The following is a 21060-nucleotide window of genomic DNA, read 5'->3' as shown; positions in this document are numbered from 1 at the left end:
ACCAAATGATAAGGCATGTTATGATAACTAGCTAAAGTTAGTCCCAAAGTAGTATTAATTGTTCGGCAACACTTTTTTTAGAGCAATGCGCACACCTTAGTAATTTCGACTATTAGTCTAGCATATTCGCTTTAAAGTTGCAACGATGGCCCTAGGCATAATCTTGTTAGCGGTTACGCTGATTGGCTTTGAGTAATTTGCGATATTGATCACCTAAGGCTGGTTCGAAGCGGCCATTGGCTTTGGGTTGATAATAATCAGCGTGTTTAATGGCATCTGGCAAGTATTGTTGTGCGACCCAATCACCAGGATGGTCATGCGGATAATCGTAACCAACCCCATGACCTAACTTGGCGGCGCCGGCATAGTGCGCGTCTTTTAAGTCGGCCGGAATATCACCAAAATGGCCAGCGCGAACTTTTTCTAAGGCACCATCAATGGCTAGCATCGCTGAATTGGATTTAGGTGATAAGGCCAATTCAATGACGGCGTTAGCCAATGGAATTCGGGCTTCGGGAAAGCCCAATTGATCGGCAGCTTGAACCGCAGCGACGGCCCGTTGGCATGCGGGCGGGTTGGCTAAGCCGATATCTTCATAAGCGATGACCAACAAGCGGCGCGTTAAACTCTTTAAATCACCAGCTTCAACGAGCCGTGCCATGTAATGTAAGGCTGCATTAGCATCGGAACCGCGAATTGACTTTTGGAAGGCGGAGATGACATCATAGTGGGCATCGCCATCCTTATCGGCGGAGAGCGCCTTTTTTTGTAAACACTCTTCAATAATTGGTTGCGTGATTTCGCGATGGTCCTGTTCGGTGGGGGGCGACGATAAGACAGCCAGTTCTAAGCCGTTTAAGGCACTCCGTAGATCGCCGTCTGTGGCAGTACACAGATGATGTAAGGCGGCCGGGTCGAGGTCGACGTGATATTGACCCAGCCCACGCTTGTCATCTTGTAACGCTCGCTTAACGGCAATTTCAATGTCAGTTGGTGCTAATGGCGTGACTTGGAAAATCTGAGTCCGACTGCGAATCGCCGGATTGATGCTAATGTAAGGATTTTCCGTCGTAGCCCCAATTAAAATAATGCGGCCACTTTCTAAATGTGGCAATAAAAAATCTTGTTTGGTTTTATCAAGCCGATGGATTTCATCCAGTAATAAAATGACGGTCCCACTCATCTTAGCTTCTTCGGCAACAATTTGTAATTGTTTCTTGCTATCGGTTGCGGCGTTCAGCATGCGGAACGCATATTTGGTTGAGCCAGCGATGGCACTCGCAATACTGGTCTTGCCAGTACCGGGCGGACCGTATAGAATCATTGATGAGAGGCGTTTGGCCGTGACCATGCGGGCGATAATCTTACCGGGACCAACCAGTTGGCGTTGACCAACGACTTCTTCAATAGTTTGGGGTCGCATCCGATAAGCTAATGGTTGTTGCATCCGTTCTCCTCCTTGTTCTTGCAAAACTAGTCCCAATTATTATAACATTTAAGGGGAGATACCCTGAAAGATTCGGTTTAACGTTAGGGCCAGTTACCAGCAATAAAATTATAAAATAGATAAGGATTGATAAAATGAAATTAGATGCAGTTGGGCAAGCGATTGAGCACTATCAATTAGTTCCCCTGGTACACCAGATGAACTTAGGGTTAGAAGTTACGATGCACCGGGTCAATGGGCAAGGTGAATTAAGCCCCCAGCCTTATCCGAAGGCATTTGGCAATCAGCGGAAAAATCAGCAATTGCACAATGGGTTTGCCCAGACCCAGTTAAAGTTAACTACGCCAGCGTTTGCGGCCATTAAACCATTAATGGCTTACTTGACGGGGTTGAATACAACGGCGCGCCGGGCGTTGGCAGCAGATGAGTATTTATGGCCATTATCTAGTACGCCGATTCTACCGGCAGATCAGTCCCAGATTCCGTTGGCCGATGCCGATGCGGCCGGTTTCAAACGCCGTCAAAAACAGGCACAGACCGGGGATATAACGAAGTTGATGACGACCGGGGTTCACGTTAATTTAAGTTTTAATGAACAATTATTTATGCGTTTATATACTGAAAAATTCCATCAACAGTATGCCAGTTATGTTGAATTTCGGAATGCCATTTATTTGAAGGTCGCTCAAGGTTTCGTCCGTATGGACTGGCTGATTCAGTATCTGTTCGGTGCCACGCCGACCTTAATGGTGACAGACACGCAGTCGAAACGGCAACGAACGAGTGTCCAGGCACCGGTCAATCGGCACAACCAGGTTGCTGGTGATTATAGCTCAATTGACCGGTATGTGACGAAGATTCAAGCAGCAGTTCGGCAGGGCACATTGGCGACGGCGCGTGACTTTGCGGGTCCGGTTCGGCTACGAAGCAACGGTCAGTTAACCGAGCTTGGTCAGCAAGGGGTGTACTACTTAGAATTTAGAGGACTGGATTTAGACCCAACCCAAGCAACTGGGGTTAATCCCCAAGTGTTGGCGTTCATGCGCTTGTTAGCCAATTACTTTGTGATGATGCCGGCTTTACCGACTGCGATGGTTGGTCAGGTTAACACGCAGGCAGCACAACTAATGACGCAAGTAACGTCTGAAAATCCGACGACGGCGAGTGCTCAAGCTGAACCGGCGCGGCAAGTTTTGGATGCATTACGGGATTTTGCTACGGCGCAGGGGTTACCAGCCAGTGATGTCGCGCTGTTAACGGCGTTAAAATCGCGCATTGCGGACCCCAAGCAGACATTGAGTGCCCAAATTGCGATGGCGCCTGATGCTTTAGCTTGGGCACTTGAACGCGCCAAAACTTATCAGACTGCGACGCAAACGACGCCATTTGAGTTACCTGGTTTTACGGATTTGAGTTTATCGAGTCAACTATTAATCGAGCCCGCATTGGCGCGGGGCATTAAAGTGGATGTGGTATCAGCTACGGCAGATATTTTACGATTGACCCAAGGTGAACGGGCGCAATTAGTGGTTAATGGGAGTGGGACCGACTTGAATCCGCAAGCGTTAACGACTGTTTTAACGCATAAAGTTGCGGCTAAGCAAATTATGGCGGAGCAGGGCGTTGCGGTGCCGGCCTCGCAAACTTATCACACGGCTAATCAGTTGATTAAAGATTATGATCGCTATGTGCGTGGCGGCGGCATTGTCTTGAAAGCGACCGATCAAGCCCATGCCGTGGTTGCCTTTCGCATCATGCCCGAACGGCAATTATTTGAACAAGTGGTCCAGCAACTATTCGAACAAACTAAAAGTGTGATGGCCGAAGAACTAATCGTGGGGTCAAGCTATCGGTTCATGGTGATTGGCGGCCGTGTCACGGCAATTCTTGAACGGATTCCAGCCAATATTGTTGGCGATGGTCGTGCAACGGTACAAACGTTATTGGATCGAAAAAATGCCCGGGCCTTACGGGGACCGGCATTTAAAGCGCCCCAATCAACGCTTAAGCTGGGGACCGTCGAACGATATCGGTTAGCATCTTATCAGTTGGATTTAGATCAAGTCGTTGGTCGGGGCACCCAAATCTTGTTACGTGAAGATGCGACCTTTGGTAATGGTGCCGATGGCTTAGATGTTACGGCAGATATGCATCATTCGTATATTGAGGCGGTAGAAGCGTTAGCGGCGGCTTTGAAGCTGCAGGTGGCGGGAATTGATGTTATGATTCCTAATCTCTATGCCGCATTAACGCCGGAACATCCAGAAATGGCTGTTTACTTGGGGATTCATGCGGCACCGCTACTTTATCCGCATTGTTTCCCGATGTTTGGGACAGCACAACCGGTCGCTACCCAATTATTAGATCAATTGTTTCCTGCATAAATGGTGGGGTAAAATCAAATTAATGCCATAAAAAAACAAGCCTGGGTGCAACCCAAGCTTGTTTTTTTTAGAGTAACTTTTTAAAGTGTCCGAACAAACCAGTTGATTTAGTAGGCTTGTTAGGGGTGTCATTGACCGGTTGGTAACACTGGTCAATATCAATGTTGGGTTGATTAATCGCGGTCGGCGCGGCAAAGACGAGGGCATAGTTAGTATCCTCAGTCCGGTAAACAGCGTCCGTTTTGATGGTGAATTGCACGTCCGTCTGGGCAACTGCCCTTAGATAAGGTCCCAGAATATCTTGGTCAAGATTGCCATTAATTAAGAGGCGATAATCTGGGTGCGCCTGAAACGCTTGATTCAATTGATCAACGTAGTGATGGCGCTTGATTTGGTAGACGGTGACGGCAAGTTCAACCCGCTCGCGAAACGTGCCTAAATATTTATGTTGTTGATCTGGATGCAGTTCAGGGGTCCCATGCATCGCGGTTTGTAGTCGATCAACGGGTTGCTTATCTGTGTCAGCCATTGTCAAACATCCTTTCTCCGATTATCATAGTATTGTAGCATGTTCTGTAGGCAAAAGCGATGGATAGAGGGGGATAACCATGTTTACAGCAAGTGATTTCAAGATTTTTGATGAGCCAACTTTAGCGGGGCGAATGCACTTAATTAAAACAGTCATTGATCCAAAGTTTGACGCCCTAGCCGTTCAATTGATGCCAATCTTGACGGCGCAAACGGGGCGACCGTTTTATGCCCACGTCGCGCAACATTTGCGCCGCTATAAAAATCCACCGGTTGATACTTGGGTCGCCTTTAGTGATGAGCGCCGGCGGTATAAAGCGTTACCGCATTTCGAACTGGGGCTATGGCCGGATCGGCTCTTCATTTATTTAGATTTGTTGGATGAAGGGAAGGCGGCACTGCAAGCACAAGTGACGTCAGCTGACTTACAGACTTGGTTGGCACCGTTACCCGCTGATTATGTGATTAGTAATAATCATACGGTTGCTCAGACTGAACCAGCCACACCGACCAATATCACTAAGGCGATTACGACGTTTGACCAGTATCGGCATAGCGAATTATTAATTGGGCGTAGCTTAAGCCTAACGTCACTATTATTGCAAAATAACGCTGACCAGTTAGCGTATCTAAAGCAGACACTGGTGACGTTAAGTCCCATTTATGTGGCCATCAGGCAGGCTTTAGAATCCTAGACACAAAAAAACACGCCGCGAATGCGACGTGTTTTTAACGACCGGAAATTAAAGTTTGTTGTAGTATTCAACGATAAGTGATTCGTCGATATCTGCTTCAAGTTCTTCACGTTCTGGTAAACGAGTCAATGAACCTTCGAGCTTATCAGCATCGAATGAAACAAAGTTAGGACGTGAAACGACGGCTTCAACAGCACCCGTAATCACGATTAACTTCTTAGACTTGTCACGAACTGAGATAACTTGGCCGACTTTAACTTCGTATGAAGGAATGTCAACACGTTTGCCATCAACAGTGATGTGACCATGGTTTACCAATTGACGAGCTTGGCGACGAGTAGTAGCCAAACCTAAACGATAAACCATGTTGTCTAAACGACGTTCGAGTAAGATCATGAAGTTAACCCCATGCTTACCTTCGCGAATCTTACCAGCTTTAAGGAATAAGTTAGAGAATTGACGTTCAGTTAAACCGTACATCATCCGTAACTTTTGCTTTTCACGTAATTGCGTACCGTATTCAGAAAGCTTTGGGTGACGACCTTGACCATGATCACCAGGAGCATAAGGACGACGAGCTAATTCTTTACCAGTACCTGAAAGAGACATTCCCAAACGACGGGAGATCTTCCAACTTGGACCTGTATAACGAGACATATGTTGTATCCTCCAATAAATTTTAGTTGGAGTAAAATAATCCGATGTAAGTTCGATATTCGTTCAGATTAGACTGCAGTTTTCGCCATTGCAGCCGCAGGTTACTAACCGACCATTACTGGCACCAATCTGTTGACGAGCTTACCACTTACTGCTGCATTATTTTACACAATAAGTAGCATAGCATGCTAAGGTCTGATTAGTCAATGTGTTGCGTTAAAATAGTGACAAATTCGACCATTTCAGCTTCAGCGGCAGCACTGAAGTGATCAAGATCAGGTGAATCTAAGTCTAAAACGCCGATTTTACGGCCGTCTTTTGTGATGGGCACGACTAATTCTGAATTACTGGCACTATCACAAGCAATGTGACCAGGAAATTGATGAACATCGGCGACCCGGCGACTCGACTGTTCATCAAAGGCCGTGCCGACCACCCCAGCGCCACTTTTAATATGCATACAAGCGACTTTACCCTGGAATGGTCCCAAGTCAAGCTGGTCGGTTTTACTATTATATAAGTAAAAGCCGGCCCAATTAAGATTAGTATCAGTCGTCTTAATGAGGGCACTAGCGTTCGCTAAATTCGCGATTAAGTTGGTTTCTTCGTAGAGTAGCGCATCTAATTGTTGGTTCATAAGTGAAGTTTCGGTCGTTGACATAAAAAATCCTCCTAGAAGTTAGTAAATTCATACTGTTTGATAATTGCGACTATGCTATAATTTGTGTTAGATTTTAATTGGATTGATAGCAAAATGCAAGGTTGCGGTTCGACAGGGTGAACCACCAACTAAACTATTATACAGTAATTTAAATTAAGTAAGGGGCATTTATATGCAAGTAGCAATCGGTATTGTGGTTGTCGCGATTGTGATTTACGCTGCGATCAAAGGCTTTCAACTGTACATAGATAAACAAATTCAGCAGCTAACGTCGCAGCAGCAAGCGTTAGTCGCCGCTGCGCAAGCAACTGATTTTGAAAAAATCGAAAGACTAGGGTTAACCGGTGGGTCGTTAGAAAAGTTGGCAACGCTGCAAAATGACGATCAAGTGGTTCAAAATGATCGGTTACCTGCAATCAGTGAACAGTTGACGCAAACCAAAGAATTGACGCGCAAAATCAAATTTGTCGAGGCACGACAGAATCTAAAAAAAGCCAGTCAGGCCTTAACCATTGTCGAGACCAGTATTGATGAGACGCGACAAGGACTCAAAGCGTTAGATGACGCTGACCAAGCCCATCGGCAAGCGGTCGCACAATTAGAAAAGAAATATCAGAATTTACGGAAAACATTGCTATCACAAAACTTTTCGTTTGGGCCAAGTATCGACCAATTGGAAGATCGCCTCGCTAATCTTGAAAGTGATTTTGATCGTTTTTCACAGTTAGCCAAAGCCGGTGATCATGACGCAGCTGAACAAGTATTGGATCAGTTGCGGCATGATACGAGTGCCTTAGAAGCAGATATTGACCGGATTCCACCAATCTATAAGGATTTGGTCACTGGGTTCCCCGATCAAATCAAAGAATTAGCGATGGGATACCAGCAATTAGTGGACCAACATTTTCATTTTGAAGTGGCTACAATCGAACCTGAAATTCAGTCCTTAAAGCAAGCTATTGATGCGAACACGGCGTTACTTGGCGAGCTAAAGGTTGCCGAGGCTGAAGCTGGTAATCATGCCATTGAAAAGCGGATTGACCATATCTATGATGTGCTACAGGTAGAGATTGATGCCAAAGCGGTCGTTGATGAAAAGCAAGCTGAAATCAGTCAATTTTTAACCCATGCGATAAACCAAAATCATCGGTTACAGATTGAATTGGATCGGTTAGCACAAAGTTACACATTGAATGACCATGAAGTTGAACGGACGCGGGAACTTAATGAACAGTTGAAAAATATTGAGTCCGTTTATCAGGCCGATGTTACGGCCATTACGAGTAAGCAAGCGGTCTATAGCCAAATTGCGGCGCATTACACAGATCAAGCAGCGCAGTTAAAAGGGATTGAGGAAGAACAAGTGGCGATTGATAAAGGGGTTGCTGGCTTAGCGGCTGAGGAATCCAAAGCCCAATCAACGTTGCAACGCTTTGATTTCGAAATCCATGCCGTTAAACGGCAAGTGGAAAATCTAAACTTGCCTGGGCTACCGCAAGACTATTTGGATTACTTTTTTGTTGTCAGCAAAGAAATCGAACGCTTAGATCACGATATTAATAAGTTAGTGATTAATATGGATGACATTACGAAACAATTGATTGTGATTCAAGCCGACTTGGCAACCTTAAAAGAAAAAACGACTGATTTAATGGATTCAGCGATTTTAGCCGAACAACTATTACAGTATGCAAACCGTTATAAAACGAATCATGAAGAGGTTCAAGCAGCTAGTGTGTCGGCTCAGCAATTGTTTAATGAGGGCCATGACTATGCCCATAGCCTAGAAGTGATTGCGACGGCGATTGACAAGGTCGATCCAGGTGCTTATAAACGAATTGAAGACAGTTATTATGCGCAAAAAAAAGATGATGTTGAGTAGTAAAACCACCGGTGACGGTGGTTTTTTATTGAGAAAGTAGTGGTGTCATTGGGTGTCTGACTGGTGAACGGTCAGACAGCAGGACTTGTTTCAACGTGATTATTTGGTATAATTGCAAAGAATTCTTATCGAAAGTAAGTGCTTAGCACGACTTTTTTGGAAAGTGAAGGCTCATGTATGATTTATTTTGATAATAGTGCGACGACGCAAGCTGCCCCAGCTGTGGTTGAAACCTATGCTAAGGTGTCGCAAAAGGTTTGGGGTAACCCATCAAGTTTGCACAATTTTGGTGAAAATGCGTTTCATTTGTTGGAACAATCACGACACCAAATTGCAGATTTGATTGGCGCGAAAACTAGTGAAATCTTCTTTACCTCTGGGGGAACTGAAGGCGATAATTGGGTCGTTAAAGGAACTGCCATTGAAAAGCGAAGTTTTGGAAAACACCTCATTACCACTGCAGTTGAACACCCCGCAATTCATAACTCAATGGCACAATTGGCTGATTTGGGTTTTGATATTACGTACTTACCGGTCGACCAAGAAGGCCGGATTAATCCCGCCGACTTAAAAGCGGCGATTCGCCCGGATACGATTTTGGTGTCAGTAATGGCGGTCAATAATGAAATTGGTACGATTCAACCGTTGTTAGATGTCGCTGAGATTTTAAAACCTTATCCTAAGATTCATTTTCATGTGGATGCCGTCCAAGGAATTGGCAAAGGGATTCAAAACTTGATTATGAATGATCGGGTTGATTTTGTGACGTTTTCGGGGCACAAATTTCATGCGCCTCGTGGCGTGGGCTTTATCTATGCCCGTCAAGGTCGCAAGTTAGCGCCATTAATGACAGGTGGCGGTCAAGAAGATAACTGGCGTTCGGGAACAGAAAACGTGCCCGCAATTGCTGGTATGGCAAAAGCGCTGCGGCTCTTATTAACGGATGAAACGGCTAAAGTTGCTCGTGAACGAGCCATCAAGCAACGCGTCTATGACCATATCAAGGACCTCCCGAAAGTGACTATTTTTAGTCAACCAACGGCTGGCTTTGCACCGCATATTTTGTGTTTTACGATTAATGGGGTCCGTGGTGAAACCATCGTGCATGCGTTCGAAGACCAAGGCATTTATATTTCGACGACGAGTGCTTGTTCATCTAAAAAACATCTGGCCTCCAGTACGCTAATGGCGATGCAAGTGCCAGAAGCAATTGCCACGAGTGCTATTCGGATTAGTTTAGATGAGAACAATACGTTGGCCGAAGCGGATGAATTTAATCGTGTCTTTGATAACCTCTATCAAAAATTTTCTAAGATCAATGCTGACGCATAACTGAAAGGAACCTGTTAATGCAATATACTGAAATTATGGTGCGTTATGGTGAACTATCAACTAAGGGCAAGAATCGCCGCAACTTTATTGATAGCTTAGGCCGTAACGTCCGCAAAGCGCTCCACGACTTTCCGACGTTAAAAGTACATGCTGACCGTGACCGGATGCACATTTCATTACATGATGAAGATGCGCAAGGTGTCATGGACCGGTTACAATTGGTTTTTGGGATTCAAAACTTTTCACCAAGTATTCGGGTCGCTCAAGATATGGACGAGGTTTATGCAACGGCGATTGCCATGGTGCAAGCGCAATTTAAGCCTGGGATGACGTTTAAAGTTAATACCCGTCGTTCTGATCATCATTTTGAATACGACACGAACGAAATCAATGACATGTTAGGTGGTCAGATTTTAGATCACGTTGCTGGTATTCAAGTGAAGATGCAACATCCTGATATTGTCATTCGCGTAGAAGTTCGCATGAACGGCATTTTCCTATCTTCTGAGACCATTAATGGTGCCGGGGGCTTACCCGTTGGCACTGCTGGTAAAGGGATGCTGATGCTTTCTGGTGGGATTGATTCACCAGTTGCCGGGTACTTGGGCATGAAGCGTGGGGTTGATATGGAGATGGTGCATTTCTTCAGTCCGCCATATACGAGTGAACAAGCGTTAGCTAAAGCCAAGCAATTGGCTTCAACGTTAGCGAGTTATTCTGGTAGTGTGAAGTTTATCCAGATTCCATTTACGGAAATTCAAGAAGAAATCAAAGAAAAAGTCCCTGAAGGTTATTTAATGACGGTCCAACGACGGTTAATGATGCGTCTAATGGATGCCATTACACGGGAACGCCATGGTAAGGCCATTTTTAATGGTGAATCTTTAGGTCAAGTGGCTTCACAGACGATGGACAGTATGATTGCAATCAATGATGTGACGGCACTTCCTGTATTGCGGCCAGTGATTTCAATGGACAAGACTGAAATCATTAAAGTGGCAGAAAAGATTGATACGTATAATTTATCAATCATGCCATTTGAAGACTGCTGTACGATTTTTGCACCGCCAGCACCGAAGACCCATCCTAAGCTCGACCGGTCACGTTCATATGAAGAACGAATTGACGTGGCAGGTCTAATGCAACGGGCAATGGACGGGATTAAGATTAGCGAAATCAAACCGGGCGAGAATTATATGAATGCCCAGGAAGATGTTTTTGCGGAATTGTTGTAAGACAAGAGTGCTCACCACCACGGGTTGCTTCCGAGCATAGCCTAGTCACGAGTATCATGCGGTTCTAAGCATGGTGCTCGTGACTAGGCTATGCCCAGGAGGCAGTGGTGGTGAGCACGTTTCGGCAAAAAAACACCATCCGGGTTCGAGTATCATGCGGTTCTAAGCATGGTGCTCGTGACGTCCCTAAGCCTAGGGGGCAGTGGTGGTGAGCACGTTTCGGCAATGTAGATTGTTTCTGAACATAGTGACCACACAAATTTAAATGGTTAAGCAACGAGCTTGGGATTATCCCGAGCTCGTTTTTTTAGCAAAATTTAGTTTTCAAAGCACGAATCAGTGGGACTAACTGGGGTCTATTACGATATTGCTTGTTAACCAAGCTGTTTTTTAGTTCGCTGAACCAAGTCTGGTTAATCGATACAATATTACTAAAGTTATGTCTGAAAAATGATAAACTAATGCCATTATTCCAACTGAGTAAGAGACGGAGGTGGCGAAGATGGACTTGACACCGTTGTTACGAGCCAAGGCAACTGCAACGACATTACTAGCTGGCCGATTCGGTATTGAACGGGAAGGGCAGCGGATAATCCCAGCGGGGCGATTGGCGCTGACGGCATTTCCCACAGAGTTGTACGATGAATTAGGGATTGGCCGTGATTTTGCCGAAACACAATTAGAGTTAGTCACGCCCATCACAACGTCACCCACGGCCCTCATGGCAAGCTTGATGAACTTACATCAGACAACGCAACGTGCCCTGACGCCAGACGAACTGATTTGGCCGTTGAGTATGCCACCGGCGTTACCGGTATTATCGGCAGATATTCCTATTGCACAATTGGCTGATGCCCGAGCCGTCGCCTATCGCCAACATTTAGCGCAGAGATATGGTCGGCGCCGACAAATGTTATGTGGCGTGCACTTTAACTATGAGTTTTCACCACGCTTGATGGACCGGTTATTTCAGCAACAAACGGGCTACGCCACTTTATCAGCTTTTAAGACGGCGATGTATTTAAAAATGGCACGCAATTATTTGCGATATCGGTGGTTTGTGACCTATTTATTCGGTGCGACGCCAATTAGTGAGTCACATTTCTTCGACCCCCATGCTGGCCCCAAAGGACCGGTCCGCAGCATTCGTAATAGTCATTATGGGTATCATAATCAAGCCACCATTAAAGTATCATACGCATCATTTGATCATTATTGGGGTGACTTACAGGCATTAGTTGATCAAGGTAAGTTAAGTGGCATGCAGGAATTTTATGGCGCAGTGCGGTTGCGTGGTGGTCAGCGGATTACTGATGTTAAACGGACGGGCGTTCAGTATTTGGAAATCCGGCATTTGGATTTGAATCCCATGGCAGTGACCGGGATTAGGCTATCGCAGGTGCAATTCTTACAGCTGTTTCTCATCACCATGTTGATTTTAGATGAGCCGCAAGCAGCTGATGACTGGGTGGCGGTTGGTGACCAACGCAATCAGCAGACGGCGCTGACGGCACCACTAGCGCCGATGCTGTTTAGCACAGAAGGCCATTGGTTGATGCAAATGCTACAAGCCGTGGTCCAGCAATTTAAATTGCCTGGTTATGAGCCCTTATTGACTCATTTAGCAGAGCAGTTAAGAACCCCTAGTCAAACGGTAGCTGGTCAATGGTGGCAATTGATTCAAGGTCAAAACCAGCAGACTGTCGCGACCACCTTTGCGAAACGGGCCCAAAAACAGATCTTAAATTCAGCTAAAATTAATCAAAAATTCATCAATTCCTAAAGTTATTATTTGCGACTCCTGCAACTTTGCGGTACATTTAACTTATGCTAACTGAAACTAGTATGTGTCAGTGTAATCAAGTTATGAAGGGGTGTTGGATGTGCAAGTATTATCTCATGATCAGCCGTTAGATTTAGTCGGGGAACCATTAGCCGATGGCGACCAATTGCCAAAATTTAAAGTATTTACGACCCACGACGAAAAGCTTAAAACCAAAGATTTATTAGGTAAACCAGTTTTGTTTAGTGTGATGCCGGATATTGATACCCGGGTTTGCTCAATCCAAACGCGGAAGTTTAACCAACAAGCTGACCAGTATCCAGGGGTCCGCTTCTTAGCCATTTCAAATAACGCGATTGCCGATCAAGCTGGCTGGTGTGCTAAAGAAGGCGTTAAGAATCTGACCGTGGTGTCAGATGAAGACCTTTCTTTTGGGTATGCAACCAACCTTTACTTGCCAAATAACGGGACATTAACCCGGGCCATCTATGTGGCTGATGCGGCCGGGAAGATTGTTTATCATGAAATCGTGCCTGATTTAAGTCATGAACCAAACTATGTGGCGGCTTTAGACGCCTTAAAACAATTTGAATAACCATTGACGGTAGTGATTAAATTCATTACAATAGTGTCAGCCAGCAATGAGCAAGAGAGTAGCCTAAAAGGACGTCTGCAGAAAGAAAACGGGAGTTGGAAGTTTTCGGCGTTTTTAGGTGAAGGTAGCTTGCGAGCTGTTGCCCTGAATGAGTCGTAGGGGTGACCGGACGGATAACGCGTTCGTTAACAATAAAGTTTAAGTGTGAAGAGGTTTTGACTGAATGGTCGAAACGCGCAGCCACTGGCAGCGACCTGTGCACGCTACACTAATGTAACCACTCGGAAAAACACCGAGTAATTGCATTAGTTAGGCGTTGCTCGGTAGCTGAACGCCAGTGGCTACGCTCTTCAAAATTAGGTGGTACCGCGAAGTCCATTCGTCCTAGTATTTCTAGGAGGAGTGGTCTTTTTTTTGACCCAAAATTGAAAGGACGTGTTCCATATGTCAGAAGAAGTTACGACTGATATGCCAACCAAATATGATCCGACTGCCGTGGAAGCGGGTCGGTATCAGACTTGGCTCGATGAAGATTTATTCAAGCCTTCGGGCGATAAAAAAGCACAACCTTATTCCATCGTTTTACCCCCACCCAATGTCACAGGTAAGTTACATTTAGGTCATGCTTGGGATACGGCGTTACAAGATATTATTATTCGCCAAAAACGGATGCAAGGCTATGATACGCTCTGGTTGCCGGGGATGGATCATGCTGGGATCGCCACGCAAGCTAAAGTTGAAGCTAAATTACGCAAACAGGGTATCAGTCGTTATGACCTGGGCCGAGAAAAGTTTGTGCAACAAGTTTGGGACTGGAAAGATGAATATGCCAGTGTTATTAAGCAACAATGGTCAAAACTAGGCTTGTCATTAGATTATTCACGTGAACGTTTCACGATGGATGAAGGCGTGTCAGCGGCTGTTAAAAAAGTCTTCGTGACCCTTTACAAAAAAGGCCTGATTTATCGGGGCGAATACATCATTAACTGGGATCCACAGGCGCGAACAGCCTTGTCGGATATTGAAGTTATTCATAAGGATGACCAAGGGGCCTTTTACCATGTGAAGTATCCCTTTGCAGATCAGGACTATACGTTCAATGGCAAGCACTATATTGAAATTGCGACGACGCGACCAGAAACCATGATGGGCGATACCGCCGTCGCGGTTAATCCAAGCGATGAACGCTACAAGGAACTTGTGGGTAAGCAAGTTATTTTGCCATTAGCAGACCGTGAAATTCCGATTATTGCGGATGCCTATGTTGATCCTGAATTTGGGACTGGGATGGTTAAAATCACGCCAGCACATGATCCGAATGACTTTAAAGTGGGGAATCGGCATGATTTAAAGCGGATTAATACCATGAATGAAGATGCTTCCATGAATGAAAATGCCGGTAAATACGTCGGCATGGATCGTTTTGAAGCGCGTAAGGCGATGGTTAAGGATTTGGAAGCCCAAGACTTAATGCTTAAGATTGACCCAATTGTGCATAGTGTTGGTCATTCTGAACGGACTGGGGTTCAAGTTGAAGCGCGGTTATCAACGCAATGGTTTGTGAAGATGAAGCCATTAGCTGAACAAGCGTTGAAGAATCAAAAAACCGCTAATAAAGTTGATTTTGTGCCCGATCGCTTTGAAGAGACGTTCAATCAATGGATGGAAAACGTCCATGACTGGGTTATCTCACGGCAACTTTGGTGGGGACATCAGATTCCTGCTTGGTACAATAAAAAGACTGGCGAAACCTACGTAGATGTTGAACCGCCAAAGGACATTGAAAACTGGGAACAAGATCCAGATGTGCTCGATACTTGGTTCTCAAGTGCACTCTGGCCATTTTCAACCATGGGCTGGCCGGATGAAGATGCTGCTGATTTCAAGCGATACTTCCCAACGAATACCTTAGTCACCGGTTACGATATTATCTTCTTCTGGGTTTCACGGATGATGTTCCAAAGCCTTGAATTTACTGGCAAACGGCCATTCCAACACGTCTTATTGCATGGCTTAATTCGTGATGAACAAGGACGTAAAATGAGTAAATCCTTAGGTAATGGGATTGATCCAATGGATGTTATTCAAAAGTATGGTGCGGATGCCCTCCGTTGGTTCCTATCAAATGGCTCGACCGCTGGGCAAGATGTGCGTTTCAGTTATACAAAGATGGATGCAGCTTGGAACTTCATTAACAAGATTTGGAATGCGAGCCGTTACGTCATCATGAACTTAGGTGATATGACCGCGCCAACCTTGCCCGCGAAAGCGGACTGGACCTTAGCAGATAAGTGGATTTTAAGTCGCTTGAATACGACGGTCAAACAAGTTACCGCGACCTTTGAAAAATTTGATTTCGGTGAAGCTGGTCGGGCCTTATATAACTTTATCTGGAATGACTTTTGTGACTGGTACATTGAAATGAGTAAGGCCACCTTAACGGGTGACGACGCCCAAGCAAAGCAGAACACGCAAAATGTTTTGGCTTATGTCTTGGATCAAGTGCTCCGCTTACTACAGCCAATCATGCCATTCGTTACCGAAAAGATCTGGTTATCCATGCCACACGTGGGTAAATCTCTCATGGTCGCCGCTTATCCAGTCGATCATCCCGAATTTGATGACGCCACTGCTGAAACAGACATGGCCGCTTTGATCGAATTGATTACCGCGGTTCGGAGTATTCGAGCTGAAGCTAACGCCAAGTTGTCATCAGCAGTTGATATTCTGGTTAAAACAGATAGCACGCGTTTACAGACGGTCTTCAAGACTAATGAAGATTATATTCAACGCTTTGCCCATCCGAAGAGCTTGTCAATTGGCGCAGCGGTGGTGGCACCGAAGTTGTCCATGACCCAAGTGATTAGTGACGCCGAGGTTTACATGCCATTAGCTGAACTGGTTGACTTAAATGATGAAATTGCGAAACTTGAAAAAGAACAAGCAAGATTTGAAAGTGAAGTCACTCGGGCAACTAAGAAGTTAGGCAACGAACGATTTGTGGCAAATGCACCAGCGGCTGTTGTCGCTAGTGAACAAGCTAAGTTAGCCGATAATAAGACTAAGTTAGCTGCTACGAAACAACGATTAATTGATATTAAAGCGCAAGCTTAAAGTTTACCGAAAAAGGCTACGGGTCACTGGAAGGTGTCGCGGGGCCTTTTTTGCTAAGTTTGAAAGGAGTTAAGCGGAATGATAACCGATTATACAACGGCGTTGGCATTTATTCATGGGCGCACCAAGTTTAAAAAATTGCCGACGCTAGATCGCATGCGTCGATTCTTGCACGAACTGGGTGATCCACAGTTAAAGGTGAATGGTATTCATGTGGCGGGGACCAATGGTAAAGGCTCGACCGTTGCTAATTTACGCGACTTATTTATGGCCGATGGCTTGACGGTGGGAACCTTTACCTCGCCATTTATTACACGTTTCAATGAACGAATTAGTGTTGATGGTCAGCCGATTAGTGACGCTGATTTGGTTGCATTGGTTCAAATGATTCAGCCGGTGGTGGCGAGATTAGATGCGACGTTACCAACGGGGGGGCCGACAGAATTTGAAATTATTACTGCCATGATGTTTTGTTATTTTGCGACGCAACCGATTGATATTGCCATTGTTGAAGTGGGTCTAGGTGGTCTGTACGACTCTACTAATGTCTTCACGCCTAAAGTAAGTGTCATTACCACAATTGGGTACGATCATATGCAGATTCTTGGTCACACTTTAACTGCAATTGCGACGCAGAAAGCAGGAATTATTAAAGCCGGCGTGCCAGTTATGGTGGGCCGCTTACCCGCAGAAGCGCAGACTGTTATGGTTGAGACGGCTGCTAAAAAAGCGGCGCCCTTGCAAACCCTGGGTCGTGACTTTACGACACGGTTGTTACCGCCACAAGGATGGGAAGAACGGTTTGATTTTAATGGTATGGCGCAGCATTTTAAAGCATTGACGACCCCGTTACTGGGTGATTATCAAGTGGACAATGCGGCACTTGCGCTCGCAGCTTACTTGACGTACCATCAGCAACAAGCACTTCCCGTCCAAGCACGCGACGTGCGGCAAGCCTTGGCACAAACGATTTGGCCGGGGCGCTTTGAACGGTTGAATGCGTCACCGTTGATTTTAATTGATGGTGCGCATAATGAACCAGCTGTTCAGGAATTAGCGACGACCTTAAAGACTCGTTTTAAGCAACAAACCGTGTACGTCATTTTTGCAGTTTTAGCAGACAAACAACATACTAAAATGATTCAGACGTTGGCGCAGTTGGCTAATGTTCAATTGGTATTGACCCAATTTGCCGGGCCCAATACCCGCCAGGTCACAGCGCCCGCAACTTTGGAAGCCGAACTACCAACCGGGTATGCCGCGCCGATCTTTGCCGATTGGCAGTCGGCGTTAGTACATGTCACCAGTGAGATGTCGAGCGACGATGTGTTATTAATGACGGGATCACTTTATTTTATTTCGGCTGTGCGGGCTTACTTTAAAGCAGAATAGACTGATGTTACGGAGTTGACCTATATCGAATAGGGGGCTTTTAGATGAGTTTATTAACCGACGAACAACCGACGCAGATTCACGCGTTAATTCAACAATTTTTCAATGGCTTTTTAACGCCTGCCGCGGCACAAACGGCGACCGTGGCGTTTGAAACGACTTATCCAGCACAAGCAGTGAATGAGTGGGGGCTGCAACCTGCAACTGAGCCGTTGTGGCAAAGCTTATTAGTGGCAATTCGGTGTGGTCAGTTGTTACAACAACAATCTCGCATTAAGCTCGGCCAAGTCTATGGGACTCAGCAACTAGGCGCGCAATTGATACAGGCTTTTACCGGGCTTGACCAAGAACAATTAGTTTTAGTGTGTTTGAATACTAAAAATCAAATTATTAAACAACAAGTGGTGTTTCAAGGCACCTTGAATGCGTGTCCGGTCCATCCGCGTGAAATTTTTCGGGTAGCGTTAGGCAGTCCAACGGCACGGATTGTGATTGCCCATAATCATCCGAGTGGCGATCCGGAACCGTCGTCAAAAGATACAGAAATGACCCAACGCTTAGTGGCTAGTGGCAATTTATTGGGAGTACCAGTGTTGGATAGTTTTGTGATAGGAGCGACGGATTACATTAGTTTTGCGGAGCGGGGCTTATTAAATTGTAATATAGGTTCATAATATAATGTGTTAAAATAAATGGGGTTAGGACGGGTAATCACTCGACTTAACGCCATTTTTTTGTTAAATTTTATCTAAGTTCAATAATGGGACTGTATTTTTTTATAGATTACGGTATGCTAGGATTTAGGCAGTATTTTTAATGCTGAGCTACTATGCTATAATACTTACTATTATGACTAATAAATAAATTAAATTGTAAATGATGAAGGGATGAATGTAGTGTTCGGATTTGGGACAAAAAATATCGGGATTGATCTCGGTACGGCCAATACAATCGTGTATGTTGACGGCAAGGGAATCGTGTTACGGGAACCATCCGTAGTTGCGAAGAACACGAAAACTGGCGAAATTGTATCAGTTGGCTCAGAAGCACGAGATATGATCGGGAGAACCCCAGCAAGTATCGTGGCAATTCGACCAATGAAAGATGGGGTCATTGCGGATTATGATACCACCGTTGCGATGATGAAATACTTTATTCAGAAGACATTGGGCCGTTCAAACGGTAAACCATATGTCATGGTTTGTGTACCAAGCGGTGTAACTGAAGTTGAAAAGCGGGCCGTCATTGATGCAACTCGGGTTGCTGGTGCGCGTGACGCTTACGTCATTGAAGAACCATTTGCTGCAGCGATTGGGGCTGGCTTGCCAGTCATGGATCCAACCGGTAGCATGGTGGTTGATATTGGTGGTGGTACGACCGATGTTGCGACCATTTCGTTAGGCGGCATTGTGTCTAGTCGGTCCATTCGAATGGCTGGCGATAAGATCGATGATTCAATCATCTATCATGTTCGGCAAAAATTTAACTTGTTAATCGGTGAACGGACCGCTGAACAATTGAAGATTGATGTTGGTTCAGCTTCATTAGCGGCCGCAGCTGACATTGAAGGCTCAACAATTCGTGGCCGTGATTTGATTTCAGGCTTACCAAAGACCGTTGAAATCTCCGCAGTTGACGTTGCCGAAGCCATTCAAGAAATTGTTTCTGAAGTGGTTTCAGCCATTAAAGAAACCTTAGAAGAAACCTCTCCCGAAATTGCCTCTGATGTAATTGATCATGGGATTGTGTTAACCGGTGGTGGCGCCTTATTAAAGAATCTTTCCGAAGTGATTGCTGACGAAACTAAAGTGCCAGTGTTCATTGCTAACGAACCACTCGATTGTGTGGCCGTTGGAACTGGCGAATCACTCAAGAGCATCGACGTTATGAAAAAGCGATAACAGGTGAGCGGGAAGATGACTTCCCGCTTATTTATTGTTAAATCATAGGATTTTCGACCGGGGGTTCATTATGCAAAAGTTTTTCTCTAACCGTAAATTGGTGATTGTCATTATCTTATTAATTATCAGTTTCGGCTTGATGAGCGTTTCTGTCGCTGTTCGTGACCGTAAGTCAACGCCACCATTGGTCCAACAATTTGGGAACGATGTGGCGGGGGCGGTTGACCGAGTCATTGCTTGGCCGGTCAATGGCTTACAAAGTGCGACTAATTCAGTGTCCGACTTACTGAACACTTATCAAGAAAATCAAAAGTTAAAGAAACAAGTTGACCAATTAGCGCAAGCTAAGGTCACGGCCCAAACGACGACTGCTGAAAATAAACAGTTACGTAAAGAGCTAAAATTGAATGACTCACTGACCGATTATACGGCTGTGACTGCAAATGTCTTAACCCGGACGCCATCGTCTTGGATGAACCAAGTGGTGATTTCAAAAGGGGCTACGGCCGGAGTTAAGAAGAATATGCCAGTCATGTCACAAACGGGCTTAATTGGCCGGGTCGTTGAAGTTAATCAAACTAATTCTAAGGTGGAACTCATTTCAAATACGAGTTCGACGGCCGATAAGTTTGCCATTCAGATTACGACTAGCAAAGGCGCGACCGTTAATGGAATCGTTTCTGGCTATGATAAGAGTACCAACCTGCTTGAAATGGGGTCGGTGACGTCTAAAGTTAAGATTAAAAAGGGTGACAAGGTGGTTACGAGTGGGCTTGGTGGGATTACCCCTAAGGGCTTATACGTCGGCACTGTTGCCAAAGTTAAACAAGATGATTATGGGTTAGCCTCTGAAGTTGAGATAACCCCCGCTGCTGACCTTAGTGATTTGACGGTCGTAACGGTCGCCGAACAATAAGGGGAGGGCCATCATATTGAGGTATTCACGGTTAAAAATAATCTTCCCAGTGGGCCTATTCATTGCCTTGTTTTTAGATGGGTCAATGTCCAACGTGTTTGCTGGTAGTTTATTTAAATATCCTTATTCCAGTGTGTTGCATTTAGTCCTATTATGGCTGGTGTTCGCTGTCTTTTTAGATGATCGAAATGAACTGGCTATCGGCATCTGGTCGGCCTTTGCGGGCTTGGTTTTTGATTGGTTCTATACGGGCGTTTTTGGCGTCTACCTACTTGCTTTGCCATTAGTGGTGTACCTCTGTCGTCAATTTAAGCCGTGGTTAGATTTGAATTTTTTGACCATGCTGATGGTTTACATCATCAATTTGACGATTGTTGAATCATTTGTGTACATTTGGTACTTAGTTGGGAAAGTGATTACCAGTAACATAACTGACTTTGCGGTCTATACGCTAGGCCCGACGATTGCCGTCAACTTAGCTATTTTCGTTGTTTTGTATTATCCGGTACGGCAGTTGTATCTAAGGGTTAATTAATTA

At 45.2% G+C, this 21060-nt stretch carries 17 protein-coding genes and 1 other annotated feature; of the genes, 13 read left to right on the top strand and 4 right to left on the bottom strand.

Annotated features, from left to right (window positions below):
- Positions 1-166: 166 nt before the first annotated feature.
- The gene (locus C5Z26_RS04385) at positions 167-1447 is read right to left on the bottom strand and encodes a replication-associated recombination protein A (RefSeq protein WP_105448776.1); all 1281 of its coding nucleotides are present in this window, start codon (positions 1445-1447) and stop codon (positions 167-169) included.
- A 134-nt stretch (positions 1448-1581) separates the two neighbouring features.
- Between C5Z26_RS04385 and gshAB the strand changes: the two genes are divergently transcribed.
- Positions 1582-3831 carry a bifunctional glutamate--cysteine ligase GshA/glutathione synthetase GshB gene (gene gshAB, locus C5Z26_RS04380; RefSeq protein ID WP_105448775.1) on the top strand — a complete coding sequence of 750 codons (2250 nt, stop codon included), beginning with the start codon at positions 1582-1584 and terminating at the stop codon, positions 3829-3831.
- Between the two features lie 67 nt (positions 3832-3898).
- On the opposite strand, the gene C5Z26_RS04375 is transcribed toward gshAB, so the two are convergent.
- Entirely contained in the window at positions 3899-4360 is a 462-nt protein-coding gene (locus tag C5Z26_RS04375) for a YueI family protein (RefSeq protein WP_105448774.1), read from the bottom strand.
- Between the two features lie 79 nt (positions 4361-4439).
- Here C5Z26_RS04375 and C5Z26_RS04370 point away from each other — a divergent pair, with 79 nt between their 5' ends.
- A complete protein-coding gene (locus C5Z26_RS04370) occupies positions 4440-5054 on the top strand; it encodes a DUF1054 family protein (RefSeq protein ID WP_105448773.1) in 615 nt (204 codons plus the stop codon).
- A 48-nt stretch (positions 5055-5102) separates the two neighbouring features.
- Here the strand turns inward: C5Z26_RS04370 and rpsD are convergent, their stop codons facing one another.
- The gene (gene rpsD / locus C5Z26_RS04365) at positions 5103-5711 is read right to left on the bottom strand and encodes a 30S ribosomal protein S4 (RefSeq protein WP_105448772.1); all 609 of its coding nucleotides are present in this window, start codon (positions 5709-5711) and stop codon (positions 5103-5105) included.
- A 199-nt stretch (positions 5712-5910) separates the two neighbouring features.
- Positions 5911-6372, bottom strand: coding sequence for a GAF domain-containing protein (locus tag C5Z26_RS04360; protein ID WP_105448771.1), 462 nt, complete (start codon positions 6370-6372; stop codon positions 5911-5913).
- Positions 6373-6544: 172 nt separating this feature from the next.
- Here C5Z26_RS04360 and ezrA point away from each other — a divergent pair, with 172 nt between their 5' ends.
- From ezrA to mreD, 11 genes are all read left to right on the top strand, one after another.
- Complete coding sequence (gene ezrA / locus C5Z26_RS04355; RefSeq protein ID WP_105448770.1) at positions 6545-8254, top strand: septation ring formation regulator EzrA; 1710 nt, start codon at positions 6545-6547, stop codon at positions 8252-8254.
- A 177-nt stretch (positions 8255-8431) separates the two neighbouring features.
- Entirely contained in the window at positions 8432-9586 is a 1155-nt protein-coding gene (locus tag C5Z26_RS04350) for a cysteine desulfurase family protein (RefSeq protein ID WP_105448769.1), read from the top strand.
- Between the two features lie 17 nt (positions 9587-9603).
- Positions 9604-10821, top strand: a complete 1218-nt coding sequence (thiI, locus tag C5Z26_RS04345; protein ID WP_105448768.1) for a tRNA uracil 4-sulfurtransferase ThiI — start codon at positions 9604-9606, stop codon at positions 10819-10821.
- A gap of 502 nt (positions 10822-11323) precedes the next feature.
- Entirely contained in the window at positions 11324-12604 is a 1281-nt protein-coding gene (locus C5Z26_RS04340) for a hypothetical protein (RefSeq protein WP_105448767.1), read from the top strand.
- A 100-nt stretch (positions 12605-12704) separates the two neighbouring features.
- On the top strand, positions 12705-13199 hold the full coding sequence (locus tag C5Z26_RS04335) for a peroxiredoxin (protein WP_105448766.1): 495 nt from the start codon (positions 12705-12707) through the stop codon (positions 13197-13199).
- A 37-nt stretch (positions 13200-13236) separates the two neighbouring features.
- Positions 13237-13589 (top strand) — a binding site (T-box leader).
- Between the two features lie 54 nt (positions 13590-13643).
- A complete protein-coding gene (locus C5Z26_RS04330) occupies positions 13644-16313 on the top strand; it encodes a valine--tRNA ligase (protein ID WP_105448765.1) in 2670 nt (889 codons plus the stop codon).
- 78 nt (positions 16314-16391) lie between these two features.
- Positions 16392-17705, top strand: a complete 1314-nt coding sequence (locus C5Z26_RS04325; protein WP_105448764.1) for a bifunctional folylpolyglutamate synthase/dihydrofolate synthase — start codon at positions 16392-16394, stop codon at positions 17703-17705.
- Positions 17706-17749: 44 nt separating this feature from the next.
- Complete coding sequence (locus C5Z26_RS04320; RefSeq protein ID WP_105448763.1) at positions 17750-18379, top strand: JAB domain-containing protein; 630 nt, start codon at positions 17750-17752, stop codon at positions 18377-18379.
- Between the two features lie 222 nt (positions 18380-18601).
- On the top strand, positions 18602-19606 hold the full coding sequence (locus C5Z26_RS04315) for a rod shape-determining protein (RefSeq protein ID WP_105448762.1): 1005 nt from the start codon (positions 18602-18604) through the stop codon (positions 19604-19606).
- Positions 19607-19676: 70 nt separating this feature from the next.
- Complete coding sequence (mreC, locus tag C5Z26_RS04310) at positions 19677-20522, top strand: rod shape-determining protein MreC (RefSeq protein WP_105448761.1); 846 nt, start codon at positions 19677-19679, stop codon at positions 20520-20522.
- 16 nt (positions 20523-20538) lie between these two features.
- A complete protein-coding gene (mreD, locus tag C5Z26_RS04305) occupies positions 20539-21057 on the top strand; it encodes a rod shape-determining protein MreD (protein ID WP_105448760.1) in 519 nt (172 codons plus the stop codon).
- Positions 21058-21060 lie beyond the last annotated feature (3 nt).

The organism is Lactobacillus sp. CBA3606 (genome assembly GCF_002970935.1).
GTDB lineage: Bacteria > Bacillota > Bacilli > Lactobacillales > Lactobacillaceae > Lactiplantibacillus.
This window is presented reverse-complemented; position numbering and strand designations above follow the sequence as displayed.

Excerpts from the sequence above, each read along its gene's own strand:
- C5Z26_RS04385 (WP_105448776.1), bottom strand. The coding sequence starts at position 1,447 with ATGCAACAACCATTAGCTTATCGGATGCGACCCCAAACTATTGAAGAA.
- gshAB (WP_105448775.1), top strand. The coding sequence starts at position 1,582 with ATGAAATTAGATGCAGTTGGGCAAGCGATTGAGCACTATCAATTAGTT.
- C5Z26_RS04375 (WP_105448774.1), bottom strand. The coding sequence starts at position 4,360 with ATGGCTGACACAGATAAGCAACCCGTTGATCGACTACAAACCGCGATG.
- C5Z26_RS04370 (WP_105448773.1), top strand. The coding sequence starts at position 4,440 with ATGTTTACAGCAAGTGATTTCAAGATTTTTGATGAGCCAACTTTAGCG.
- rpsD (WP_105448772.1), bottom strand. The coding sequence starts at position 5,711 with ATGTCTCGTTATACAGGTCCAAGTTGGAAGATCTCCCGTCGTTTGGGA.
- C5Z26_RS04360 (WP_105448771.1), bottom strand. The coding sequence starts at position 6,372 with ATGTCAACGACCGAAACTTCACTTATGAACCAACAATTAGATGCGCTA.
- ezrA (WP_105448770.1), top strand. The coding sequence starts at position 6,545 with ATGCAAGTAGCAATCGGTATTGTGGTTGTCGCGATTGTGATTTACGCT.
- C5Z26_RS04350 (WP_105448769.1), top strand. The coding sequence starts at position 8,432 with ATGATTTATTTTGATAATAGTGCGACGACGCAAGCTGCCCCAGCTGTG.
- thiI (WP_105448768.1), top strand. The coding sequence starts at position 9,604 with ATGCAATATACTGAAATTATGGTGCGTTATGGTGAACTATCAACTAAG.
- C5Z26_RS04340 (WP_105448767.1), top strand. The coding sequence starts at position 11,324 with ATGGACTTGACACCGTTGTTACGAGCCAAGGCAACTGCAACGACATTA.
- C5Z26_RS04330 (WP_105448765.1), top strand. The coding sequence starts at position 13,644 with ATGTCAGAAGAAGTTACGACTGATATGCCAACCAAATATGATCCGACT.
- C5Z26_RS04325 (WP_105448764.1), top strand. The coding sequence starts at position 16,392 with ATGATAACCGATTATACAACGGCGTTGGCATTTATTCATGGGCGCACC.
- C5Z26_RS04320 (WP_105448763.1), top strand. The coding sequence starts at position 17,750 with ATGAGTTTATTAACCGACGAACAACCGACGCAGATTCACGCGTTAATT.
- mreC (WP_105448761.1), top strand. The coding sequence starts at position 19,677 with ATGCAAAAGTTTTTCTCTAACCGTAAATTGGTGATTGTCATTATCTTA.